We start from the raw sequence: 18927 nt of genomic DNA on the forward strand, positions 1-18927 counted from the left end.
CTTGCTCGCGATGCGCCGCGCGGGCGGCGCTCGATTTCAACGGTGCTAAAAAACTCAAGCCATGCACCTGGAGCCTTCCACTGCAAGATATGCCCTGGGACATATCCCGCTACCCTTCGCCAAATGCTACGGTGTCCCGTAATCCCGAAGGAGCCCACCATGGACCCAATCACCGTTCTCTCCACCCGCCTGGGCGAACACCTGCGCCGCCTCAACGCCCAGGTGACCACCGCCGAATCCTGCACCGGCGGCGGCATCGCCGAGGCCATTACTCGCGTGCCTGGCAGTTCGGCCTGGTTCGAGGCGGGTTACGTCACCTATTCCAATGCCCAGAAAACCCGCCAGCTCAATGTGCCCGAGGCCCTGTTCATCGAGGTCGGTGCAGTGAGCCAGGAGGTGGTCGAATCCATGGCTCGTGGTGCCCGGGCCGCCAGCAGTGCCCGCTTTGCAGTCGCTGTCAGTGGCATCGCGGGACCCGATGGCGGTTCGCCGGCAAAGCCGGTGGGCACCGTTTGGCTGGCCTGGGCCGATGGCGATCGCGTGTTCAGTGAGCGGCGCCACTTCGACGGCGACCGCGAAAGTGTGCGCCGACAGACGGTGATCGCCGCGTTAGACGGCTTGTTACAGCTTGGCGCCGAGTAATTCGACGACAGGGGTTTGCTCAAGCGCTTGCCTGTGGAATAATACTGGCTACTTATACAGTTATTCCGGCCGTCAGGGCCAAGTCGAACACGTGAGGATTTCAATGGACGACAACAAGAAGCGCGCCTTGGCTGCGGCCCTGGGTCAGATCGAACGCCAATTCGGCAAAGGCGCTGTCATGCGCATGGGCGATCACGAGCGTCAGGGTATCCCGGCCATTTCCACTGGCTCGCTGGGCCTGGACATTGCCCTCGGCATTGGCGGCCTGCCAAAAGGTCGTATCGTCGAAATTTATGGCCCAGAATCGTCGGGTAAGACCACGCTGACCCTGTCGGTCATCGCCGAGGCCCAGAAGAACGGTGCCACCTGCGCCTTCGTCGACGCCGAGCACGCGCTCGATCCTGAATATGCCGGCAAGCTGGGCGTCAACGTCGACGACCTGCTGGTCTCGCAGCCGGACACCGGTGAACAGGCCCTGGAAATCACCGACATGCTGGTGCGTTCCAACGCGGTTGACGTGATCATCGTCGACTCCGTGGCTGCCCTGGTACCCAAAGCCGAAATCGAAGGCGAGATGGGTGACATGCACGTCGGCCTGCAAGCTCGTCTGATGTCCCAGGCCCTGCGCAAGATCACCGGTAACATCAAGAACGCCAACTGCCTGGTTATCTTCATCAACCAGATCCGTATGAAGATCGGTGTGATGTTCGGCAGCCCGGAAACCACTACCGGTGGTAATGCCCTGAAGTTTTACGCCTCGGTGCGTCTGGACATCCGCCGTACCGGCGCGGTGAAGGAAGGCGACGAAGTGGTTGGCAGCGAAACCCGCGTCAAGATCGTCAAGAACAAGGTTTCGCCACCGTTCCGTCAGGCCGAGTTCCAGATCCTCTACGGCAAAGGTATCTACCGTAACGGCGAAATCATCGACCTGGGTGTATCCCAAGGGCTGGTGGAGAAGTCCGGTGCCTGGTACAGCTACCAAGGCAACAAGATCGGTCAGGGCAAGGCCAACGCCGCCAAGTACCTGCAAGAGAACCCGGCCATCGGTGCAGAGATCGAGAAGCAGATCCGCGAGAAGCTGCTCAACACGGGTGCCGTTGCTGCTGCCGGCAAGGCCGCTGCCGCTGAAGCCGATGCCGGCGACATGGCTGATGCCGACGCCGGTTACTGATCAGCGTTTGTAGAGTACCTGTATGTCCGTCGTCCTCGACACCCCCGTCGCCGTTCGGCGGACAGCCATGGACCTGCTCGCGCGCCGCGAGCATGGTCGCGTCGAGCTGACGCGCAAACTGCGTCAGCGCGGCGCTTCGGATGAACTGATCGAGCCAGAGCTCGATCGGCTCACCGAAGAAGGGCTGCTTAGCGAAGCCCGCTATCTTGAGAGTTTCATTCGATACCGTTCCAACGCTGGCTATGGCCCCGCGCGCATTCGCGAGGAGCTGAGCCAGCGTGGCCTGAACCGTGGCGACATCGACCAGGCACTGCGTGACAGCGGTGTGGACTGGGCGGAACGGTTACAGGAGGCCTGGCAGCGAAAGTTTGCCGGCCAACGCCCGCATGACCCCCGCAGCCGTGTCCAGCAGAGTCGATTTCTCGCCTACCGTGGATTTCCCATGGACATGATCGGTCGCCTGCTCAGCGGCCGGGATTTGTACGACTAGTAGGAGCGGCCTTGTGTCGCGAAAGGGCCGCGCAGCGGCCCCAGGATATCGACATCACCGCTGAACTGCTGGGGCCGCTGCGCGCCCCTTTCGCGACACAAGGCCGCTCCTACAGTGGTTGCGAAGGACTCTAGCTAACCTTCAACGCCTCTCGCGCTCGCTGCGTGGTATGCATCGGCTGTGGCTTTGCCCAGTTCTCCGGCAGATTGATGAAATCCACCAGCTCACGCAGGCGACCCTGATCGCGGCCGTTGAAGGCAAAGGTCAGGCGAGTCAGATGGCTGTAATTACCCACCTCATGCTCTGCACCACTGTCTGCCTGCTGGTGATACTTGCCGCTCAGGCGCAAATCGGCGAAGGATTCCTGAATTTCATACAGCGCGGCATCGCTGAGCCGATGGTGCATGCGAATCACGAACTGATTCTTCAGCCAGCGGCTGGAGTGATAATTGCTGTAGAAGTGGTTGATCTCTTCCACCGCTTCGTCGGCGTTGTGCACCAGGCGCACCAGTTTCAAGTCGCTGGGCAAGATGTAGCGGTTTTCCTGTAATTGACGGCTGATGAAGTCCAGGCAATCGCGCCAGAACGTGCCCCCTGGTGAGTCCAGCAGCACCACGGGCACCAGTGGACTCTTGCCGGTTTGAATCAGCGTCAGGACTTCCAGCGCTTCATCGAGGGTGCCGAAACCACCTGGGCAAAGCACCAGTGCATCGGCCTCCTTGACGAAGAACAGCTTGCGGATGAAAAAGAAGTGGAAGGGCAGCAGCTTGTCGGTGCCGTCGACCGTCGGGTTGGCATGCTGCTCGAAAGGCAGGGTGATGTTGAAACCGAGGCTGTGATCGCTGCCAGCGCCTTCGTGGGCTGCTGCCATGATGCCGCCGCCGGCACCGGTGATGACCATGAGATCAGAACGGGCCAGGGTAGCCCCCAGTTCGCGTGCCAGCGCATACATCGGGTGTTCCAGCGGGGTGCGCGCCGAGCCAAAGACGGTGACCTTGCGTCGCCCCTTGTAGCGCTGCAAGGTGCGGAAAGAATGGTCCAGTTCGCGAAGCGCCTGCAGGGTGATCTTGGCACTCCAGCGGTCACTGTCATCGTGGGCCATGCGCAAAACGGTCAGCATCATGTCGCGGTACAGCGGCAGGTTGGGGCTGTCAGGCGCGACCAATTGCAGTTGTTCGTCGATCTTGCTCAGGTCGATGCCGCTGTCCCTGAAGTGATTGAACAGATGTTCACTCGATTGGTAAGGCATTCAACGTCTCCTTCTGCAGCAAAACCTCTGACCGAACCGATGGCATGGCTCGGCCGCGACACTGCGTGTGTCGCTGGCTGCTCTGGCTCGAGTATGCATCCCGAGCATTGCAGTTGGCCTTCAGGCCGTGATGCAGGGTTTGGGTCCATCTTGTTGTTTTTTCGGTCTTCGCTATCAATCTAGACCTTCGCGTCAAATCGTGCAGGGAGGATAGTGAGGGGGCCGCTCGTCGGGGCTTGACCATCGGCGTCGAGGGTTTGGTTAACTGGAGAAGCGAAACGTCTAGAAGGCAGGAGGGTGGCCATATGCATCGCTTGGTCATCGAGGTGGACCGCGAGCTCTATGAGCAACTGGAAAATGCCGCGCAGGATCATCATGTGAGCCTGGAAGAGGAGTGTCGCCGCAGGTTGGCTACGCTGGAGTGCCAGTCGCGCTACCTGCAGGCGCTGCTGGCGGAGATGCGCGCCGAGGAAGAGACCCAGCGCGCCGAAGGTGTGCAGGTTACCTGATCACTTCTTCTTGTTGCCGGCGGTGCAGCTGGCGGCATCGAAGGCCTGGTCCATGACCGGCTGATTGGTTTTATAGACGGTGAAGCGGTAGACCATCACGGCGCCTTTGGACATCAAATTACGAAAACCACTGTTGCGGCATACGCTGTCACCCAGTTGGCTGCGAACCTGGGCGGGGTTTTCCTGCATGCGCGCAGCATGCTCGGCACGTACGCTCAGGTGGTTGACCAACGCCTTGCCTTCGACGGTGTAGCCCTGGTCGAGAATATCTTCATTGATGGCGCGTGGGGTGCCGACGCTGCTCTCCTGGGCGACTTTCTGCAGCACCTTGTTCAACTCGAACTCCTGCTTGGAAGCTGCCTGGGCGGCGAGGGGCAGTGCGAGCAACAGGCTCAGGGTCGGGACGATAAGACGCAGCATGAATCTCTCCTGGTTCGATGACTGGCGCTTTGACATGCGCTGATGGCCGGCGTTCCATGAGAAACGCAGCTTTACAGGCAAAATCCGGCCGCCAAAGCTTGGGATTATAAGGGACCAATCCGTCCTGCTGCACGGCAAATGACGCCCGCTCTGGTAGACTGGCGCTTTGTTCAATCCGAGTTTTCGCAGTGTTCAGTCAGATTTTTTGCAGAGGCTTGCCAGAATGAGCCATGCGGTAGCGCGCCTGCGCGCGGAACGCCTGGCGCGCAGTAACAAACCGTTCATCGCGCGGGGTTCACGCGCCGAGCGGTGCACGGGCTGTCGAGTCATCGCGACCCATTGCCTGTGTGCCTGGAAGCCTCGGGTGCAGGCCGACTCGGGTGTCTGCTTGCTGATGCATGACACCGAGCCTCTGAAACCGACCAATACCGGCTGGCTGATTGCCGACCTGATCGAAGATACTTCCGCCTTTGGCTGGTTGCGCACCTCGGTGGACGAACGCTTGCTGGCGCTGCTCGACGATCCTCAATGGCAGCCCTACATCGTCTTCCCCGGTGAATTCGTGGCCCAGGAGCGTGTGGTGAACGAGGTGCAACGTCAGCCGGGCAAGCGCCCGTTGTTCATCCTGCTTGATGCAACCTGGACCGAAGCGCGCAAGATGTTCCGCAAAAGTCCGTATCTCGATCGTTTTCCGGTGCTGAGCCTGCAGGCCGAGCAGATGTCGCGCTATCGCCTGCGCCGGTCCAAGCGCGACGACCATTTCTGCACGGCGGAAGTGGCTGCCATGTGCCTGGATCTGGCGGGTGACAGCCAGGCCTCTCAAGCCCTGGATGCCTACCTGGACGTATTCAGCCTGCATTACCTCAGTGGCAAGCGCCGCCTGCCCCTGGATGAGCAGGATGATACCCACCAGCGTTTGCATACCTTCCTATAGTCCAAGGGGCAGCCGCTGCGCTTTGGTTCATAATGACCGAGCTGGCAGCCAGGGTGGGCGAGACGGCAGGGCGATTGGCTTGACCACCCCCAGCCGTGCTCGGCATCCTTGGCGCCGATTCCCCGCCAGGCGCTATTACTCCCCCGCATGCGCCTGGCACAGAACAGGATCCATAGATCGATGGCCACTTACGAAATCCTGATTGCCGATGACCACCCGCTGTTTCGTAGCGCTCTGCGCCAGGCTGTTACCCTCGGCCTGGGCGCGGATGTGCGTCTGGTTGAGGTGGCGAGCATCGCCGAGCTGGAAACCCGCCTGAGCGAAAAATCCGATTGGGACCTGGTGCTGCTGGACCTGAACATGCCGGGTGCCTATGGCTTCTCCGGACTGGTCCTGTTGCGTGGCCAGTATCCGCAGATCCCTGTGGTAATGGTTTCGGCCCAGGAAGAGGCTGCGGTGGTGGTCAAGTCGCGTGAATTCGGTGCCAGTGGTTTCATTCCCAAATCCAGTGGCCTCGAAGTCATTCAGGACGCCGTACGCAAAGTGCTCGATGGTGACGTCTGGTGGCCACCGCAGGCCTTCGAGAAAGTCGATGTGTCGGCCGAGGCCAAGGCCGCCAGCGAAGGCCTTGCCAGCCTCACGCCACAGCAGTTCCGTGTGCTGACCATGGTCTGCGAGGGCTTGTTGAACAAGCAGATCGCGTATGAGCTGAGTGTCTCGGAAGCGACCATCAAGGCGCACGTAACCGCGATCTTCCGCAAGCTCGGCGTGCGCACCCGGACTCAGGCGGCCTTGTTGCTGCAACAACTTGAATCGGTTGCAAGCAATTGACTGCCTGCGTCTTCACGCTTTTTTGACCCGCGCCAGACTACTCTGCTGGCCTTTTATCTGTGAAATGACACCCATGTCGCCATTCAAGGGCCAAACCGGCCTCAAACGCATCTTCAACGCCGCCGGCTACTCGCTGGACGGTTTGCGCGCAGCCTTCAAGGGCGAAGCCGCATTTCGCCAACTGGTGCTGCTCAACGTCCTGCTGATTCCGATTGCCTTCTGGCTGCCGGTCAGCCGTGCCGAGCGGGCGATCATGATCGCAGTGTGCCTGCTCGGCTTGATCGTCGAACTGTTCAACTCTGCGGTAGAGGCGACCATTGACCGCATCTCGCTGGAGCGCCACCCGTTGTCGAAGAATGCCAAGGACATGGGCAGCGCCGCTCAGCTGGTGGCGCTGACCATGGTTGCGCTGGTCTGGGGCGTGATCCTGCTTTAAGCGATTGGCGGCAACACGATTTCATCACTGCGGGTAAAGCCCGCAGTGAAGTTGCGGCACAGCTCGAGAAACTCGCGCATCGCCGTAGTCTGGTATTTCTGCTTGTGCCAGATGAAATAGAACTGCCGCATCAGGTCCAGCTCCGGCGTCTCCACCGGCACCAGGCTGCCTCGACGGAAAGCATCGCGCAGGGCCATGCGCGAGATGCAGCTGATGCCCAGCCCCGACTCCACGGCACGCTTGATCGCTTCGGTGTGTTCCAGCTCCAGGCGGATATTCAGGTTGGCGCGATGATGGCGCATGGCCTGATCGAAGGTCAGGCGCGTGCCGGAGCCTTGCTCGCGCAAGATCCAGGCTTCATGAGACAAGCTTTCGACGTCCGCTCGGCCCAGCTTGGCGAGCGGGTGTTGCGGTGCACAGAACACCACCAGCTCGTCTTCGACCCAAGGCTGCACCTCCAGGTCCGGGTGGCTGCAGTCGCCTTCAATTAGACCTAGATCAATTTCGTACTGCGCCACCTGGTGCACGATATGCGCTGTGTTGTGCACGTGCAGCTTCACCTGGCTTTCCGGGTGCACCTGCATGAAGCTGCCAATCAACAGGGTGGCGAGGTAGTTGCCAATGGTCAGCGTGGCGCCCACCGCCAGCGACCCGAACCCTGACTTGCCATTGAGCAAGTCTTCAATTTCCTTGGCCTGGTCCAGCAGCGCGACCGCCTGGGGCAACAACTGATGGCCAAGCGCGTTGAGCGCCAGGCGCTTGCCCGCGCGGTCGAACAGTTGGCAGCTCGATTGCCGCTCGAGTTCGGTGATCGACGTACTGGCGGCCGATTGCGACAACGCCAGCACGCTGGCGGCCCGCGAGACGCTTTGGTGCTGGGCCACGGCAACGAAGACTTGAAGCTGACGAAGTGTAAATCGCATATCTATATAACCGATAACACATATCTTGATAATTCAGTTAACAGATATTGTCGCTGCCCCTAAACTATCGCGCAACTGTGCGTTTTGCGCGCTGCGTTTTTCTTCAGGAGCCCCATAGATGAGCAACATGAACCACGAACGTGTCCTCAGTGTGCATCACTGGAACGACACCCTGTTCAGCTTCAAGTGCACCCGCGATCCGGGCCTGCGCTTCGAGAACGGTCAGTTCGTGATGATCGGCCTGCAACAGGACAATGGCCGTCCGCTCATGCGCGCCTATTCCATCGCGTCGCCAAACTGGGAAGAGCACCTGGAATTCTTCAGCATCAAGGTGCCGGACGGTCCGCTGACCTCCCAGCTGCAGCACCTGAAGGAAGGCGACGAGATCATCATCAGCAAGAAGCCTACCGGTACTCTGGTGCTCGATGACCTGAACCCGGGCAAGCACCTCTACCTGCTGAGCACCGGCACTGGCCTTGCGCCGTTCATGAGCGTCATCCAGGACCCGGAAACCTACGAGCGTTTCGAGAAGGTGATCCTGGTGCACGGCGTGCGTTACGTGAACGAAGTGGCCTACCGCGAATTCATTACCGAGCACCTGCCGCAGAACGAGTTCTTCGGTGAGGCGGTCCGTGACAAGCTGATCTACTACCCGACCGTCACCCGCGAGCCGTTCGAAAACCAGGGCCGTCTGACCGACTTGATGCGCAGCGGCAAGCTGTTCAGCGACATCGGCCTGCCGCCGATCAACCCGCAGGACGACCGCGCGATGATCTGCGGTAGCCCGAGCATGCTCGACGAGACCAGTGAAGTGCTCGACAGCTTCGGCTTGAAGATTTCCGCGCGTATGCGCGAGCCGGGTGACTACCTGATCGAGCGAGCCTTCGTCGAGAAGTAAGACGAACGCAGCCATAAAAAAACGCAGGCCTCGGCCTGCGTTTTTTTATGGCCCAAAGCTTAAGAACTTCAGGTTTCGCGCACCACTTCCAGCACCCGAATGACGTCGGCCTGCGGATATTGCCACCTGACCTGCACATCCCAGAACTTCACGCCGTACACACGCTCCGGTGCCGGCACCTGGTAGGCCGGCCGAGGGTCCTGGGCCAGGCACTGCTCGATCAGCTCCACGAGAGGTTCACCCAGGCGCAGTGCGTGGGCCTTGGCCTGGGGCAGAGCGTCGTCGCTCCATTGTACGGCAATCGCATTCGGCGCAGCGCTGGCCATCAGGTTGCTGGCCCCGGCGATGCTGTCGGCGTAGGGCACGTAAGGCTTGATATCGATCACCGGTGTGCCATCGAGCAGGTCGATCCCGGACAGCAGCAGCCGCCCTGGTTCAACCCCTTCCAACCGCACCACCGACTGGCCGATGCCGTTCGGCCGGTGGGTCGCACGGGTTGCGAACACCCCCATGCTCTTGTTGCCGCCCAGGCGCGGCGGGCGCACTTTCAGGCGTGGCTTGTCTTCCAGGGCCTGATGGAACAGAAACAGCAGCCAGACATGGCTGACCTGCTCGAGGCCCTCCACCGCATCACCCTGGTCGAATGGTGGCAGCAGCTCCAGTACGCCGCGCGCCGCCGGTGCCAGCTGTGGCTGGCGTGGGATGGCGAACTTTTCCTTGAAGCAGGAGTGCACGATGCCGACCGGCGTGATCGTATGCGGCATGGCCACTTAGCCGCGCACGCGCAGGGTCAGGCCCTTGAGGAAGTTGCGCAGCAACTGGTCGCCGCAAGGCCGGTAGTTGTCATGGCCGACCTTGCGGAACAGCGCGCTGAGTTCAGGCTTGGACACCGGGAAATTGACCGACTTGAGGATCACGTGCAGGTCTTCTTCCTTCAGTTCGAAGGCTACCCGCAGCTTCTTCAGGATGGTGTTGTTGGTCACCGGCAACTCGACCGGTTGAGGAGGGCGGCTGTCGTCCTTGCCGCGGCGATGGATCACCAGGCCGTCAAGGAAGTGCGCCATGATCCGCTCCGGGCAGCGTACAAACCCTGCCTCGTCTTCTTTCTTCAGGTAGGTGGCGAGCACCACCGGGTTCACTTCGACGCCGGACAGCGCGATGATTTCGGCCATCTTGGCATCGTTCACCTTGAGCATGTAGCGCAAGCTGCGCAGTACATCATTGTGGTTCATTGCTGAAAAATCCTGTTCAGATGCCGCGCCTTGGCGCGGCGTATCGCTTAGAAACGTTCGGTGCTGGCCAGGTAGCGCCATTGCCCCAAGGGCAGCTTGCCCATGGACACGCCGCCCAGGCGGATGCGGCGCATGCCCCGCACTTCCAGGCGCAGGTAGGCGCACAGTTCGGAAATCTGCCCGGGTTGTGGGTTCTTCAGGGCCAGGCGCAGGTGGGTCTCGTTCTGCCAGCTGGCTTTGGCCTTGGGCAGTTCCCGGTCATTGCGCGTTGCCCCGCGGGCCAGGCGCTCCAGTGCCTGAGGCGTGGTTTCGCCACGCACTTCGATGATGTATTCCTGCTCCAGCTTGCGCAGGTCGGCTTCGATCTTGCGGGTTACCCGCCAGTCCTGGGTGAAGACCTGCAGGCCGCTGGCGCCGCGTTCCAGCGGTGCGATGCAGGATAGCTTGGCAAAGTGCCCATGGAGTGGCCGCACGCCTTCGCCATGGGCTTCGCTGAGGCTACCCAGGTTGATACCGGCGCGGGCCGTTTCGCTGTCGATGCCTGCCTGCTGGTTGAGCAGCAGGGTCACAGGTTCAAGGGCTTCGGCCTTGGCGCCCGGCAACAGCTCGACGCGCTGGTTTTCCACCTTGAATTGCGGTTGCTCGACCACGATGCCATCGACCGTGACCCAGCCCCCCTCGATATACAGCTCGGCCTCTCGGCGGGAGCAGCCGAGCTGCTCGATGAGGCGTTTGGACAGGCGGATGGGTTCGGACATGGGGGGCGGTTCGCAAGGCAGGAAAAGACCTACATTGTACCTGCCCATGGCCGCTTGATGATGGGAATCTGTGTCAAATGCGCCATTTAGGACGCAAGGCACGGCTTCCTGCGACATTGTCCTAGGGTGCTGTACGAATTAGCTGCATGTGCAGTAAGGGATAGGGTTGCCCCAAGCCGTCGGTGTCCGAGCGGCCAATCACTTCGAAGCCCTCGTGCAGATAGAAGCCCAAGGCTTGTGGGTTCTGTTCGTTGACGTCCAGGGTTTCGGCGTTGAGTTCGGCGATGGCATAGCGCAGCAAGCGCTTGCCGACGCCTCGGCCACGATAGGCCGGGGCGACGAACAGCATGTCGACACGGCCGTTGGCGACACCGGCGAAGCCACAGATGCGTCGGTGATCCTTGCAGCAGATGAGCATCACGGCGTCGAGGTATCTGCGCAGTACATGCTCGCGCAACAGCAGTATGTAGGCATCGGGCAGGAAATCGTGGGTCGCGCGTACCGAATCCTCCCAGACCTGGACCAGCTCCGGGTAGTCATGCAGGTGGGGTGTTTGCAGCGTCAGCGCCGAATGCATGCTGGTGATCCTCTGTGACCGTTGAGGAAACCATAGATGCAAAAAAAAGCCCCGCCAGTGGGCGGGGCTTGGTCACATGTGCACGGCTCAGACAGGCTCGGCCCACATGTCGTATTCGTCGGCATCGACCACCCGGCAACGCACCTTGTCGCCCGGCTTGAAGCCATGGTCGCCATCGATGAACACGCTGCCGTCGATTTCCGGGGCATCGAAGAAGCTGCGACCAACCGAGCCCTGCTCCTCGACTTCGTCGATCAGCACTTCGATTTCCTTGCCGATGCGCAGTTGCAGGCGTGCGGCGCTGATCGCCTGCTGATGGGCCATGAAGCGGTCCCAGCGTTCCTGCTTGACGTCGTCCGGCACTTCGTCCAGGCCCAGGTCGTTGGCCGGCGCACCTTCGACAGGCGAGTACTGGAAGCAGCCGACGCGGTCGAGCTGGGCTTCGGTCAGCCAGTCCAGCAGGTACTGGAAGTCTTCTTCGGTCTCGCCCGGGAAGCCGACGATGAAGGTCGAGCGGATGACCAGCTCAGGGCACTGCTCGCGCCAGTTCTTGATGCGCGCCAGGGTGCGGTCTTCGAAGGCCGGGCGCTTCATCGACTTGAGCACCTTGGGGCTGGCGTGCTGGAACGGGATGTCCAGGTACGGCAGGATCTTGCCAGCGGCCATCAGCGGGATCACATCGTCGACGTTCGGGTACGGGTACACGTAGTGCAGGCGCACCCAGGCACCCAGGCTGCTCAGCGCTTCGCACAGCTCCAGCATGCGGGTCTTGACCGGGCGACCGTTCCAGAAGTCGGTCTTGTACTTGACGTCGACGCCGTAGGCGCTGGTGTCCTGGGAAATCACCAGGATTTCCTTGACCCCCGCCTTGACCAGGCGCTCGGCCTCGCTCAGCACTTCGCCGACCGGGCGGCTGACCAGCTTGCCGCGCATCGACGGGATGATGCAGAAGCTGCAGCTGTGGTTGCAGCCTTCGGAAATCTTCAGGTAGGCGTAGTGGCGCGGGGTCAACTTGACGCCCTGCGGCGGCACCAGGTCGATCAGCGGGTTGTGGTCTTGGCGTGGCGGCACGACTTCGTGCACGGCGTTGACCACCTGCTCGTATTGCTGCGGGCCGCTGACCGACAGCACGCTCGGGTGCACGTCACGGATGTTGCCTTCCTCGACGCCCATGCAGCCGGTGACGATGACCTTGCCGTTTTCCTTGATCGCTTCGCCGATCACTTCCAGCGATTCGGCCTTGGCGCTGTCGATGAAGCCGCAGGTGTTGACCACCACCACATCGGCGTCTTCGTAGGTGGGCACGACTTCATAGCCTTCCATGCGCAGCTGGGTAAGGATGCGCTCGGAATCGACCAAAGCCTTCGGGCAGCCGAGGCTGACGAATCCGACCTTAGGGGTGGCGGGAGTGGTGGACATGACTAACCTCGGTATTGAATGCAGATCGCCCGGCCGGTGGCAGGGCGATCCTGGCGGGCGCTGTGGGCGCCTCTGATCAAAAAGTGCGCAATTCTAGCGAGCGCAAGGTCGCTTGACCAGCACAAAAGCGACGAACGCTGCGCTATGCTTCGCGCCGTTGCGTCCGGGTATCTGTGATGCCTTGGCGTGGGAGTGAATTTCTACAGGCCGTTATGGCCGTTCGCGGGAGTGGTCGATGGTTCAGGCAAGCAGTCACGCCGAGGGCGGGCAGGGGGCGACACGCTCGATCAGCCTGCTGGTGGCAGCTGTTGGGGTGGTCTATGGCGATATTGGTACCAGCCCGTTGTATACCCTCAAGGAAGTCTTTAGCGGCGGCTATGGAGTGCCAGTCAACCACGATGGCGTGCTGGGGATCCTGTCGCTGATCCTCTGGTCGCTGCTGTGGGTAGTGTCGTTCAAATACGTGATGTTCATCCTGCGCGCCGATAACCAGGGTGAAGGCGGCACCATGGCCCTGATCGCGCTGGCGCGTCGGGCCACGGCTGCCTACCCGCGGCTGCGCACGCTGATGGTCATCTGCGGGCTTATAGGCGCCTCGTTGTTCTATGGCGACAGCATGATCACCCCGGCGGTATCGGTGTTGTCGGCCGTGGAGGGCATGGGGTTGGCGTTCGATGGCATCGACCATTGGGTGGTGCCGATCTCGCTGGTGGTGCTGGTGGCGCTGTTTCTGGTGCAAAAGCACGGCACGGAAAAGATCGGCAAGGCGTTCGGACCGATCATGGTCATCTGGTTCCTGGTGCTGGGCGCGCTGGGCGTGCATGGCATTTCCCAGAGCCCCGAAGTGCTCAAGGCATTCAACCCGGCCTGGGGTGTCCATTTCTTCGTGGTCCATCCGGGCATGGGTGTGGCCATTCTCGGCGCCGTGGTGCTGGCACTGACCGGTGCCGAGGCGCTGTACGCCGACATGGGCCATTTCGGCCGCAAGCCGATCGCCCGCGCCTGGTTCGCCCTGGTGCTGCCAGCCCTGGTGCTCAACTACTTCGGCCAAGGCGCGATCCTGCTGCAGAACCCTGATGCCGCACGCAACCCGTTCTACCTGTTGGCGCCGGGCTGGGCCTTGCTGCCGCTTGTGGGCCTGGCGACGATGGCCACGGTGATTGCCTCGCAGGCGGTGATTTCGGGAGCCTTCTCCCTGACGCGTCAGGCCATCCAGCTCGGTTACATCCCGCGCATGCAGATCCAGCACACCTCCAGCGACGAGCAGGGGCAGATCTACATCGGTGCGGTGAACTGGACGCTGATGGTCGCGGTGGTGCTGCTGGTGATCGGCTTCGAGTCGTCCGGCGCCCTGGCCGCGGCCTATGGCGTGGCGGTGACCGGCACCATGCTGATGACCACGATTCTGGTGTCTTCGGTGATGCTGCTGCTGTGGAAGTGGCCGCCGATGGTGGCGGTGCCGATCTTGCTGGGCTTCCTGTTCGTCGACGGGCTGTTCTTTGCTGCGAACGTGCCGAAGATCGTCCAGGGCGGCGCCTTCCCGGTGCTGGCAGGGGGCGTGCTGTTCCTGCTGATGAGTACCTGGAAGCGTGGCAAGCAGATCCTGGTCGACCGTATCGACGAAGGCGGATTGCCGCTGCCGGTGTTCATCGGCAGCATTCGCGTGCAGCCGCCACACCGGGTCGAAGGCACTGCGGTGTTCCTCACTGCGCGGCCAGATGCCGTGCCCCATGCGCTGTTGCACAACATGCTGCACAACCAGGTGCTGCACAGCCAGGTCGTGTTGCTGACGGTGGTCACCGAAGACCGGCCGCGGGTGCCTGATCAGGAGCGCTTCGAGGTGGAGGCGTATGGCGATGGGTTCTTCCGGGTGTTGCTGCACTTTGGTTTCATGGACGAGCCGGATGTGCCGGCAGCGCTGAAGCTGTGCCATCTGGATGAGCTGGATTTCAGCCCGATGCGCACGACCTACTTCCTTAGCCGTGAAACGGTGATTGCGTCGCGTCTGGAGGGGATGTCGCGCTGGCGCGGGAATCTGTTTGCGTTTCTGCTGAAGAATGCCAACGGCAACCTGCGCTTCTTCAACCTGCCGCTCAACCGGGTGATCGAGCTGGGGACGCAGGTCGAGATTTGAGTGAAACCTGGGGCTGCTTTGCAGCCCTTTCGCGACACAAGGCCGCTCCTACAGGTAAGCGCCGTCCTGTAGGAGCGGCCTTGTGTCGCGAAAGGGGCGCAAAGCGCCCCCAGGGCTCACCTCAATTCTTGTCCGCCACGCTGGATTTGCCTTGGCGGGTCTCGATCTCACCAATCAAACGCTTGGCCAGTGCCGGGTAGTTTTCGTCGAAGTGGTGCCCACCCGGCAGCTTCATGCGCTCGCCCACTGCCGTCTTGTCGGTGCAACCGCTCTCGTCGGTCTCTTCCACGCCATATACGCACACCACCTTGGACGCCGGCAGCTTGGCCATTTCCGGCCCGGTTGGCGCTTCCTGACCTTCTTTGCCCAACCAGCCTTCTACCTCGATTTCGAAGCTGCCGCTGCGGGCGAAGGCCAGCAACATCACGGCGTCGATGCGCTGCTGGTCTTCGGTGGGCAGGCGATTGTAGATGGCGGGCAGCACGTCGGCACCGAACGAATAACCGGTCAGCACGAAGCGCTTGGTGCCCCATTTCTGCCGGTAATGCTGCATGAGCTCCGACAGGTCGGCGGCGCTTTGCTCCGGCGTCTTGTGCTGCCAGTAATAACGCAGGGTGTCGATGCCCACCACCGGATAGCCGAGCTTGGCCATCTCGCCGGCCACGTCGCGGTCGAGGTCGCGCCAGCCGCCGTCGCCGGAGAGGAACAGGGTGACGGTGTCGGTGGTCTGCCCAGCAGGCACTTCGACGACCGGAATGGCCAGGGCGTTGCCGTCACGGCCTACCAGCGCCTGGGTGAGCTGCGCCTTGAGCACTTGTGGCAGGTGGATGTCGTAGTCGCTGATGCTGGTTTCGGCATTGGCCTGGTCACGCACGAAGGCGGCGCTGGCGTCATCCGGGTTGTCGTTCCAGGCCACGTTCCAGTGGCCGTGCGCGGCGGATTTCGGCAGCGCGGTGGCACAGCCGGGCTGTTCGACGCTGAAGTCGACCGAGATGGCCCTGGCCTTGTCATCGCGCTGTACCGCCAGCCAGCGCCAGGCTTGGGCGCCACCTGGGCCAATACCCGCGACCAGGGTAGGTTTGTCGGACAGCTGGGTCAGCGCCTGGTCCATGGCCTGCTGCTGCTTGCTGCAGTCGCTTGGCGGCAGGATCACTTGTACCAGCTGTGCTTCGCCGGCCTGGCTCAGGTCGAGCAGCTGCTTGTCGCTCAGTGCCTGGTCCTGTGGCACGCCGATGGCCACCCGGGCCTTGGCATGCACGCCGGGAGTGACGCGGGTGATGCTGGTGCCATCAAGGGTCAGTTGCTCCAGGCGCGCTTGCGGGGCGGGGCGGGCCCACAGCCAGAAGACCGCAGCACCGACCAGGGCAGCCGCGAGCAGGGGAATCAGTACGTACAGCCAATAGCGTCGGATCATCAACGTTTCACCAATCCAGTCAGGCCGCCAGCGATCAGGGCGGCAGTGTCAGCCAGTGCCACCAGCGGGTCGAGCCCGGCCGGCACGGCCATGTAACGAGGTTCCCAGTCCGGCTGGAACTTGTCCTTGAAGCGCCGCAGGCCCTGGAAGTTGTAAAGCTGTTCGCCGCGACGGAACACCATCGAGCCCAGGCGCTGGGTCAGGGGGGCGCCACGCCGTGGCTGCAGCCCGGAAAGCGGGACCATGCCCAGGCTGAAACGGCCATAGTCATGGCTTTTGTAGTGCAGAATCAGGCCGATCATCATGAATTCCATGGTCAGCTTCGGCGCCTCGGGATGCGCGCGCATCAGGTCCAGGCTGGCCAGTTCGTTGCCGTGGGTTTCCAGCAGGTTGGCAAAGGCCACCGGGCGACCCTGGAAGCGAATCAGGGCGATGCGGAAATGTTGCAGGTACTCGGGGCTGAAGCGCCCCAGCGAGAAGCCTTTCTCGCGCACGTTCTTGCTGCCGAGCCAGGCGTCGGAGATTTCCTTGAGCTCCGCCAGCGGGGCCTTGCCGGGTTCGTGGATTTCCAGGCTCAGGCCGTCGCGTCCACCACGGTTCCAGGTGTAGCGCAGGTCTTTCATCTCCTTGCCCTTGGCTTCGATGTCGAAGCGGCGCAAGTCGACCCGGGCCTCCTCGCCGAGCTTGAGCGCGGTCAGGCCGATGTCCATGTAGAACGGCAGGTTCTCCGCGCGCACCTGGTAGAACACCGGGCGGGCGTGGTGCAGGTCGCACAGGTCGCGGAATTGCCAGATCATCTCGGCGCGCTCCTGGGCCGGGCCGATCGGGTCGTACAGCGCCACCAGGCTGCGGCCGCGGCGGGCGTACATGAGGAAGGCGTTGTCGCTGGGGTGGAATAGCAGGGCCTTGTCGCCGGTCAGGGCCAGACCGCCGTCGGGCTGGTCGGACGCCAGCAGAATCCGGTTGGCGCGCTGCAATTCGTCGGCATCGGGCAGGTGAATGGTCGGGCGGGCAGTGCGCAGCAGCCAGGTCAGGGCGACGATGACCAGCAGCACGGCGCTGCCCATGGCGGCCCGCAGGCCACGCGGGGCGTCGGCATCAAGGGTGAACTGCCACCACAGCTGATGGCTGTAGGGCACATCCTGGTAGGCAAACAACAGCAACCATACCGAAGCGCCAAGCACGCAGGCACTGGCCACCAGGTAAATGGGCGAGAAGGGCAGCTCCAGCAGGCGGCTCGGGCGGTAGAACGAGCGTCGGAACAACGCCAGCAGTGCGGCGGTGGCAGTCAGCAGGCAGGCCTCTTCCCAGTCGAAGCCCTTGAGCAGTGATAGCAGGGCGCCCACCAAGAGCAGCACGGTGGTCAGCAGCCAGGCTGCGGACAGGCGGCGGCGCAGGCCTTGTGCCAGCAGCAGGCAGAGCACACCGATCAGGCTGGCGCCGAAGTGCGAGGCATCGATCAGGCGATGCGGTACCAGGAAGCCCATGTGCTCCAGGCGGGTGTCGATCTCTGGAGTGGCGCCGGAGAACAGCAGTACCACCCCAGACAGGAACACCAGGATGGCCAGGATCGGCGCAGCCAGCCCGGACGCGGCCTTGATCGCCTGCTGGGCGAACAGCAGGCGACGCGCTTCGTTCGCCAGCAGCAGCGCACAGGCCAGAAGCAAGGGCAGCACAACGTAGATCAGGCGGTACAGCAGCAAGGCGGCTGCCAGTGGCGCGGCGCCCAGTTGGTCGGCGAAGGCCGCCAGCAGGATCGCCTCGAACACTCCGACGCCGCCTGGTACATGGCTCAGCACGCCGGCGGCCAGGGCCAGCAGGTAGACCAGCACGAACGCGCCGAAAGGTGGCGCCTCGGGCAGTAACAGGTACAGCACAGTGGCTGCGGCCGCGACGTCCAGGGCGGTAATCAGTAGTTGCAGTGCAGCCAGGCGGGCGCCCGGCAGGCGCAAGGTACGTCGGCCAAGTTGAACCAGCAGGTTGTCTGCCAATGGCTGCTCTGCCTGGCGCCGACGGTACAAACCAATCACCAGTACGGCTGTCAGCGCCAGCACCGCGCTGGCGATCCCGGCCAAAACGCTGGAGGGCAGGCGCAAGGCTGCGGCCGCAGCCGGCAAGTTGCTCAAGGTCGCCAGCGCGGCAAGGGGCGGTAGTGCACAACCCAGGGACAGGCTGGCAAACACCGTCATGCGCGCGACTTCAGCGGCCCCCAGGCCTTGGCGGGCATACAGGCGATAGCGCACCGAGCCACCTGAGAGCATGGACAGGCCAATGGCATTGCCGATGGCGAACGCGCTGAACCCACCGAGCAGCAAGGTTCGCCCAGGCAGTTTCACGCCGGCATAGCGGCTTGCCGACCATTCGTACCCGAGCAGGATCACAAAGCCGATGACCGTCGCCAGCAACGCGCCGAGCAGTGACTGGGTCGGTACGCTGAGCATGGCGTCGTGCAGCGCATAGATGTCCAGTTCGCTCAACAGGTGGCGACAGGCAATCAATGCCATGGCAAACAGCAACAGGGTCACGCCCAGGCCGATCGGCTGGCGATAGCGACTCACGCGTTCGAGCCAAGGCAGGCGCTGCGCAGCCGTGGGCAACACGGCGGCAAGTGGAGCCTGGGGATCGGGGTTCTGGGAAGTCATGGATTACCCCGGGCATACAGCGCGAGGTACGGGAAAGGTGCGGCCAAGTGGAAGTCCCTTTGAAAAACGTATCCAGATATTACTCCGGGTAACGTGACTTTCAGTCGTCCGGCACGGTTAAAGATAGTTCATCCTGGGGGACGAGCTGTCAAACCTGCGGGTTGGCGGACGGCAAAGGGGGAGGGGACAGTTTTTAAGGCGATGAAATGCAACAAACCCCGCGCTGCTGTTACACAGGCGGGGTTTGT

19 protein-coding genes are annotated in these 18927 nt (G+C 62.3%); 9 read left to right on the forward strand and 10 right to left on the reverse strand.

Annotated elements, in window-relative coordinates:
* Window positions 1-159 precede the first annotated feature (159 nt).
* From ACIPZG_RS02225 to recX, 3 genes are all read left to right on the forward strand, one after another.
* A complete protein-coding gene (locus ACIPZG_RS02225) occupies window positions 160-642 on the forward strand; it encodes a CinA family protein (protein ID WP_400709774.1) in 483 nt (160 codons plus the stop codon).
* 103 nt (window positions 643-745) lie between these two features.
* Complete coding sequence (gene recA, locus ACIPZG_RS02230; protein ID WP_008101027.1) at window positions 746-1813, forward strand: recombinase RecA; 1068 nt, start codon at window positions 746-748, stop codon at window positions 1811-1813.
* A 22-nt stretch (window positions 1814-1835) separates the two neighbouring features.
* Window positions 1836-2303, forward strand: a complete 468-nt coding sequence (recX, locus tag ACIPZG_RS02235) for a recombination regulator RecX (protein ID WP_400709777.1) — start codon at window positions 1836-1838, stop codon at window positions 2301-2303.
* A 130-nt stretch (window positions 2304-2433) separates the two neighbouring features.
* Here the strand turns inward: recX and ACIPZG_RS02240 are convergent, their stop codons facing one another.
* Window positions 2434-3552: an LOG family protein gene (locus ACIPZG_RS02240; RefSeq protein ID WP_400709780.1), complete on the reverse strand. Its 1119-nt coding sequence runs from the start codon at window positions 3550-3552 to the stop codon at window positions 2434-2436.
* A 305-nt stretch (window positions 3553-3857) separates the two neighbouring features.
* Between ACIPZG_RS02240 and ACIPZG_RS02245 the strand changes: the two genes are divergently transcribed.
* Window positions 3858-4061 carry a hypothetical protein gene (locus ACIPZG_RS02245; RefSeq protein ID WP_400709783.1) on the forward strand — a complete coding sequence of 68 codons (204 nt, stop codon included), beginning with the start codon at window positions 3858-3860 and terminating at the stop codon, window positions 4059-4061.
* Here ACIPZG_RS02245 and ACIPZG_RS02250 read toward each other — a convergent pair whose 3' ends face one another.
* Window positions 4062-4481: a quorum-sensing-regulated virulence factor family protein gene (locus tag ACIPZG_RS02250; RefSeq protein WP_008094701.1), complete on the reverse strand. Its 420-nt coding sequence runs from the start codon at window positions 4479-4481 to the stop codon at window positions 4062-4064. It abuts the gene before it with no gap.
* A gap of 223 nt (window positions 4482-4704) precedes the next feature.
* Between ACIPZG_RS02250 and ACIPZG_RS02255 the strand changes: the two genes are divergently transcribed.
* The 3 genes from ACIPZG_RS02255 (at window position 4705) to ACIPZG_RS02265 (ending at window position 6682) form a co-directional block, all read left to right on the forward strand.
* Window positions 4705-5415: a tRNA-uridine aminocarboxypropyltransferase gene (locus ACIPZG_RS02255; RefSeq protein ID WP_400709786.1), complete on the forward strand. Its 711-nt coding sequence runs from the start codon at window positions 4705-4707 to the stop codon at window positions 5413-5415.
* 180 nt (window positions 5416-5595) lie between these two features.
* Window positions 5596-6246 (forward strand): response regulator transcription factor ErdR, encoded by a 651-nt coding sequence (gene erdR, locus ACIPZG_RS02260; RefSeq protein ID WP_008094699.1) that lies wholly within the window; start codon window positions 5596-5598, stop codon window positions 6244-6246.
* Window positions 6247-6310: 64 nt separating this feature from the next.
* Window positions 6311-6682, forward strand: a complete 372-nt coding sequence (locus tag ACIPZG_RS02265) for a diacylglycerol kinase (RefSeq protein ID WP_400709789.1) — start codon at window positions 6311-6313, stop codon at window positions 6680-6682.
* Here the strand turns inward: ACIPZG_RS02265 and finR are convergent.
* Window positions 6679-7605: a LysR family transcriptional regulator FinR gene (finR, locus tag ACIPZG_RS02270; protein WP_400639291.1), complete on the reverse strand. Its 927-nt coding sequence runs from the start codon at window positions 7603-7605 to the stop codon at window positions 6679-6681. The two genes, ACIPZG_RS02265 and finR, sit on opposite strands and share 4 nt — an antisense overlap.
* 118 nt (window positions 7606-7723) lie before the next feature.
* Between finR and fpr the strand changes: the two genes are divergently transcribed.
* The gene (gene fpr, locus ACIPZG_RS02275; RefSeq protein ID WP_008094696.1) at window positions 7724-8503 is read left to right on the forward strand and encodes a ferredoxin-NADP reductase; all 780 of its coding nucleotides are present in this window, start codon (window positions 7724-7726) and stop codon (window positions 8501-8503) included.
* A 68-nt stretch (window positions 8504-8571) separates the two neighbouring features.
* Here the strand turns inward: fpr and tsaA are convergent, their stop codons facing one another.
* From tsaA to rimO, 5 genes are all read right to left on the reverse strand, one after another.
* A complete protein-coding gene (gene tsaA / locus ACIPZG_RS02280) occupies window positions 8572-9267 on the reverse strand; it encodes a tRNA (N6-threonylcarbamoyladenosine(37)-N6)-methyltransferase TrmO (RefSeq protein ID WP_400709792.1) in 696 nt (231 codons plus the stop codon).
* A gap of 6 nt (window positions 9268-9273) precedes the next feature.
* Window positions 9274-9735 carry a DUF1456 family protein gene (locus tag ACIPZG_RS02285; RefSeq protein WP_008094694.1) on the reverse strand — a complete coding sequence of 154 codons (462 nt, stop codon included), beginning with the start codon at window positions 9733-9735 and terminating at the stop codon, window positions 9274-9276.
* A 47-nt stretch (window positions 9736-9782) separates the two neighbouring features.
* Window positions 9783-10493 carry an rRNA pseudouridine synthase gene (locus ACIPZG_RS02290; protein ID WP_400709795.1) on the reverse strand — a complete coding sequence of 237 codons (711 nt, stop codon included), beginning with the start codon at window positions 10491-10493 and terminating at the stop codon, window positions 9783-9785.
* 121 nt (window positions 10494-10614) lie between these two features.
* On the reverse strand, window positions 10615-11070 hold the full coding sequence (locus tag ACIPZG_RS02295; protein WP_008094691.1) for a GNAT family N-acetyltransferase: 456 nt from the start codon (window positions 11068-11070) through the stop codon (window positions 10615-10617).
* A gap of 87 nt (window positions 11071-11157) precedes the next feature.
* A complete protein-coding gene (rimO, locus tag ACIPZG_RS02300) occupies window positions 11158-12489 on the reverse strand; it encodes a 30S ribosomal protein S12 methylthiotransferase RimO (protein WP_008094690.1) in 1332 nt (443 codons plus the stop codon).
* 235 nt (window positions 12490-12724) lie between these two features.
* Here rimO and ACIPZG_RS02305 point away from each other — a divergent pair, with 235 nt between their 5' ends.
* Window positions 12725-14623, forward strand: a complete 1899-nt coding sequence (locus ACIPZG_RS02305) for a potassium transporter Kup (RefSeq protein ID WP_400709798.1) — start codon at window positions 12725-12727, stop codon at window positions 14621-14623.
* Between the two features lie 121 nt (window positions 14624-14744).
* Here ACIPZG_RS02305 and ACIPZG_RS02310 read toward each other — a convergent pair whose 3' ends face one another.
* Both ACIPZG_RS02310 and mprF read right to left on the reverse strand, forming a co-directional pair.
* Window positions 14745-16037 (reverse strand): virulence factor family protein, encoded by a 1293-nt coding sequence (locus tag ACIPZG_RS02310; protein WP_400709801.1) that lies wholly within the window; start codon window positions 16035-16037, stop codon window positions 14745-14747.
* Entirely contained in the window at window positions 16037-18679 is a 2643-nt protein-coding gene (gene mprF, locus ACIPZG_RS02315) for a bifunctional lysylphosphatidylglycerol flippase/synthetase MprF (protein WP_400709804.1), read from the reverse strand. The genes ACIPZG_RS02310 and mprF overlap by 1 nt, the downstream gene beginning before the upstream one ends.
* Window positions 18680-18927: the final 248 nt, after the last annotated feature.

Origin of the sequence: Pseudomonas sp. NPDC089395 (assembly GCF_044749525.1) — a bacterium.
GTDB lineage: Bacteria > Pseudomonadota > Gammaproteobacteria > Pseudomonadales > Pseudomonadaceae > Aquipseudomonas.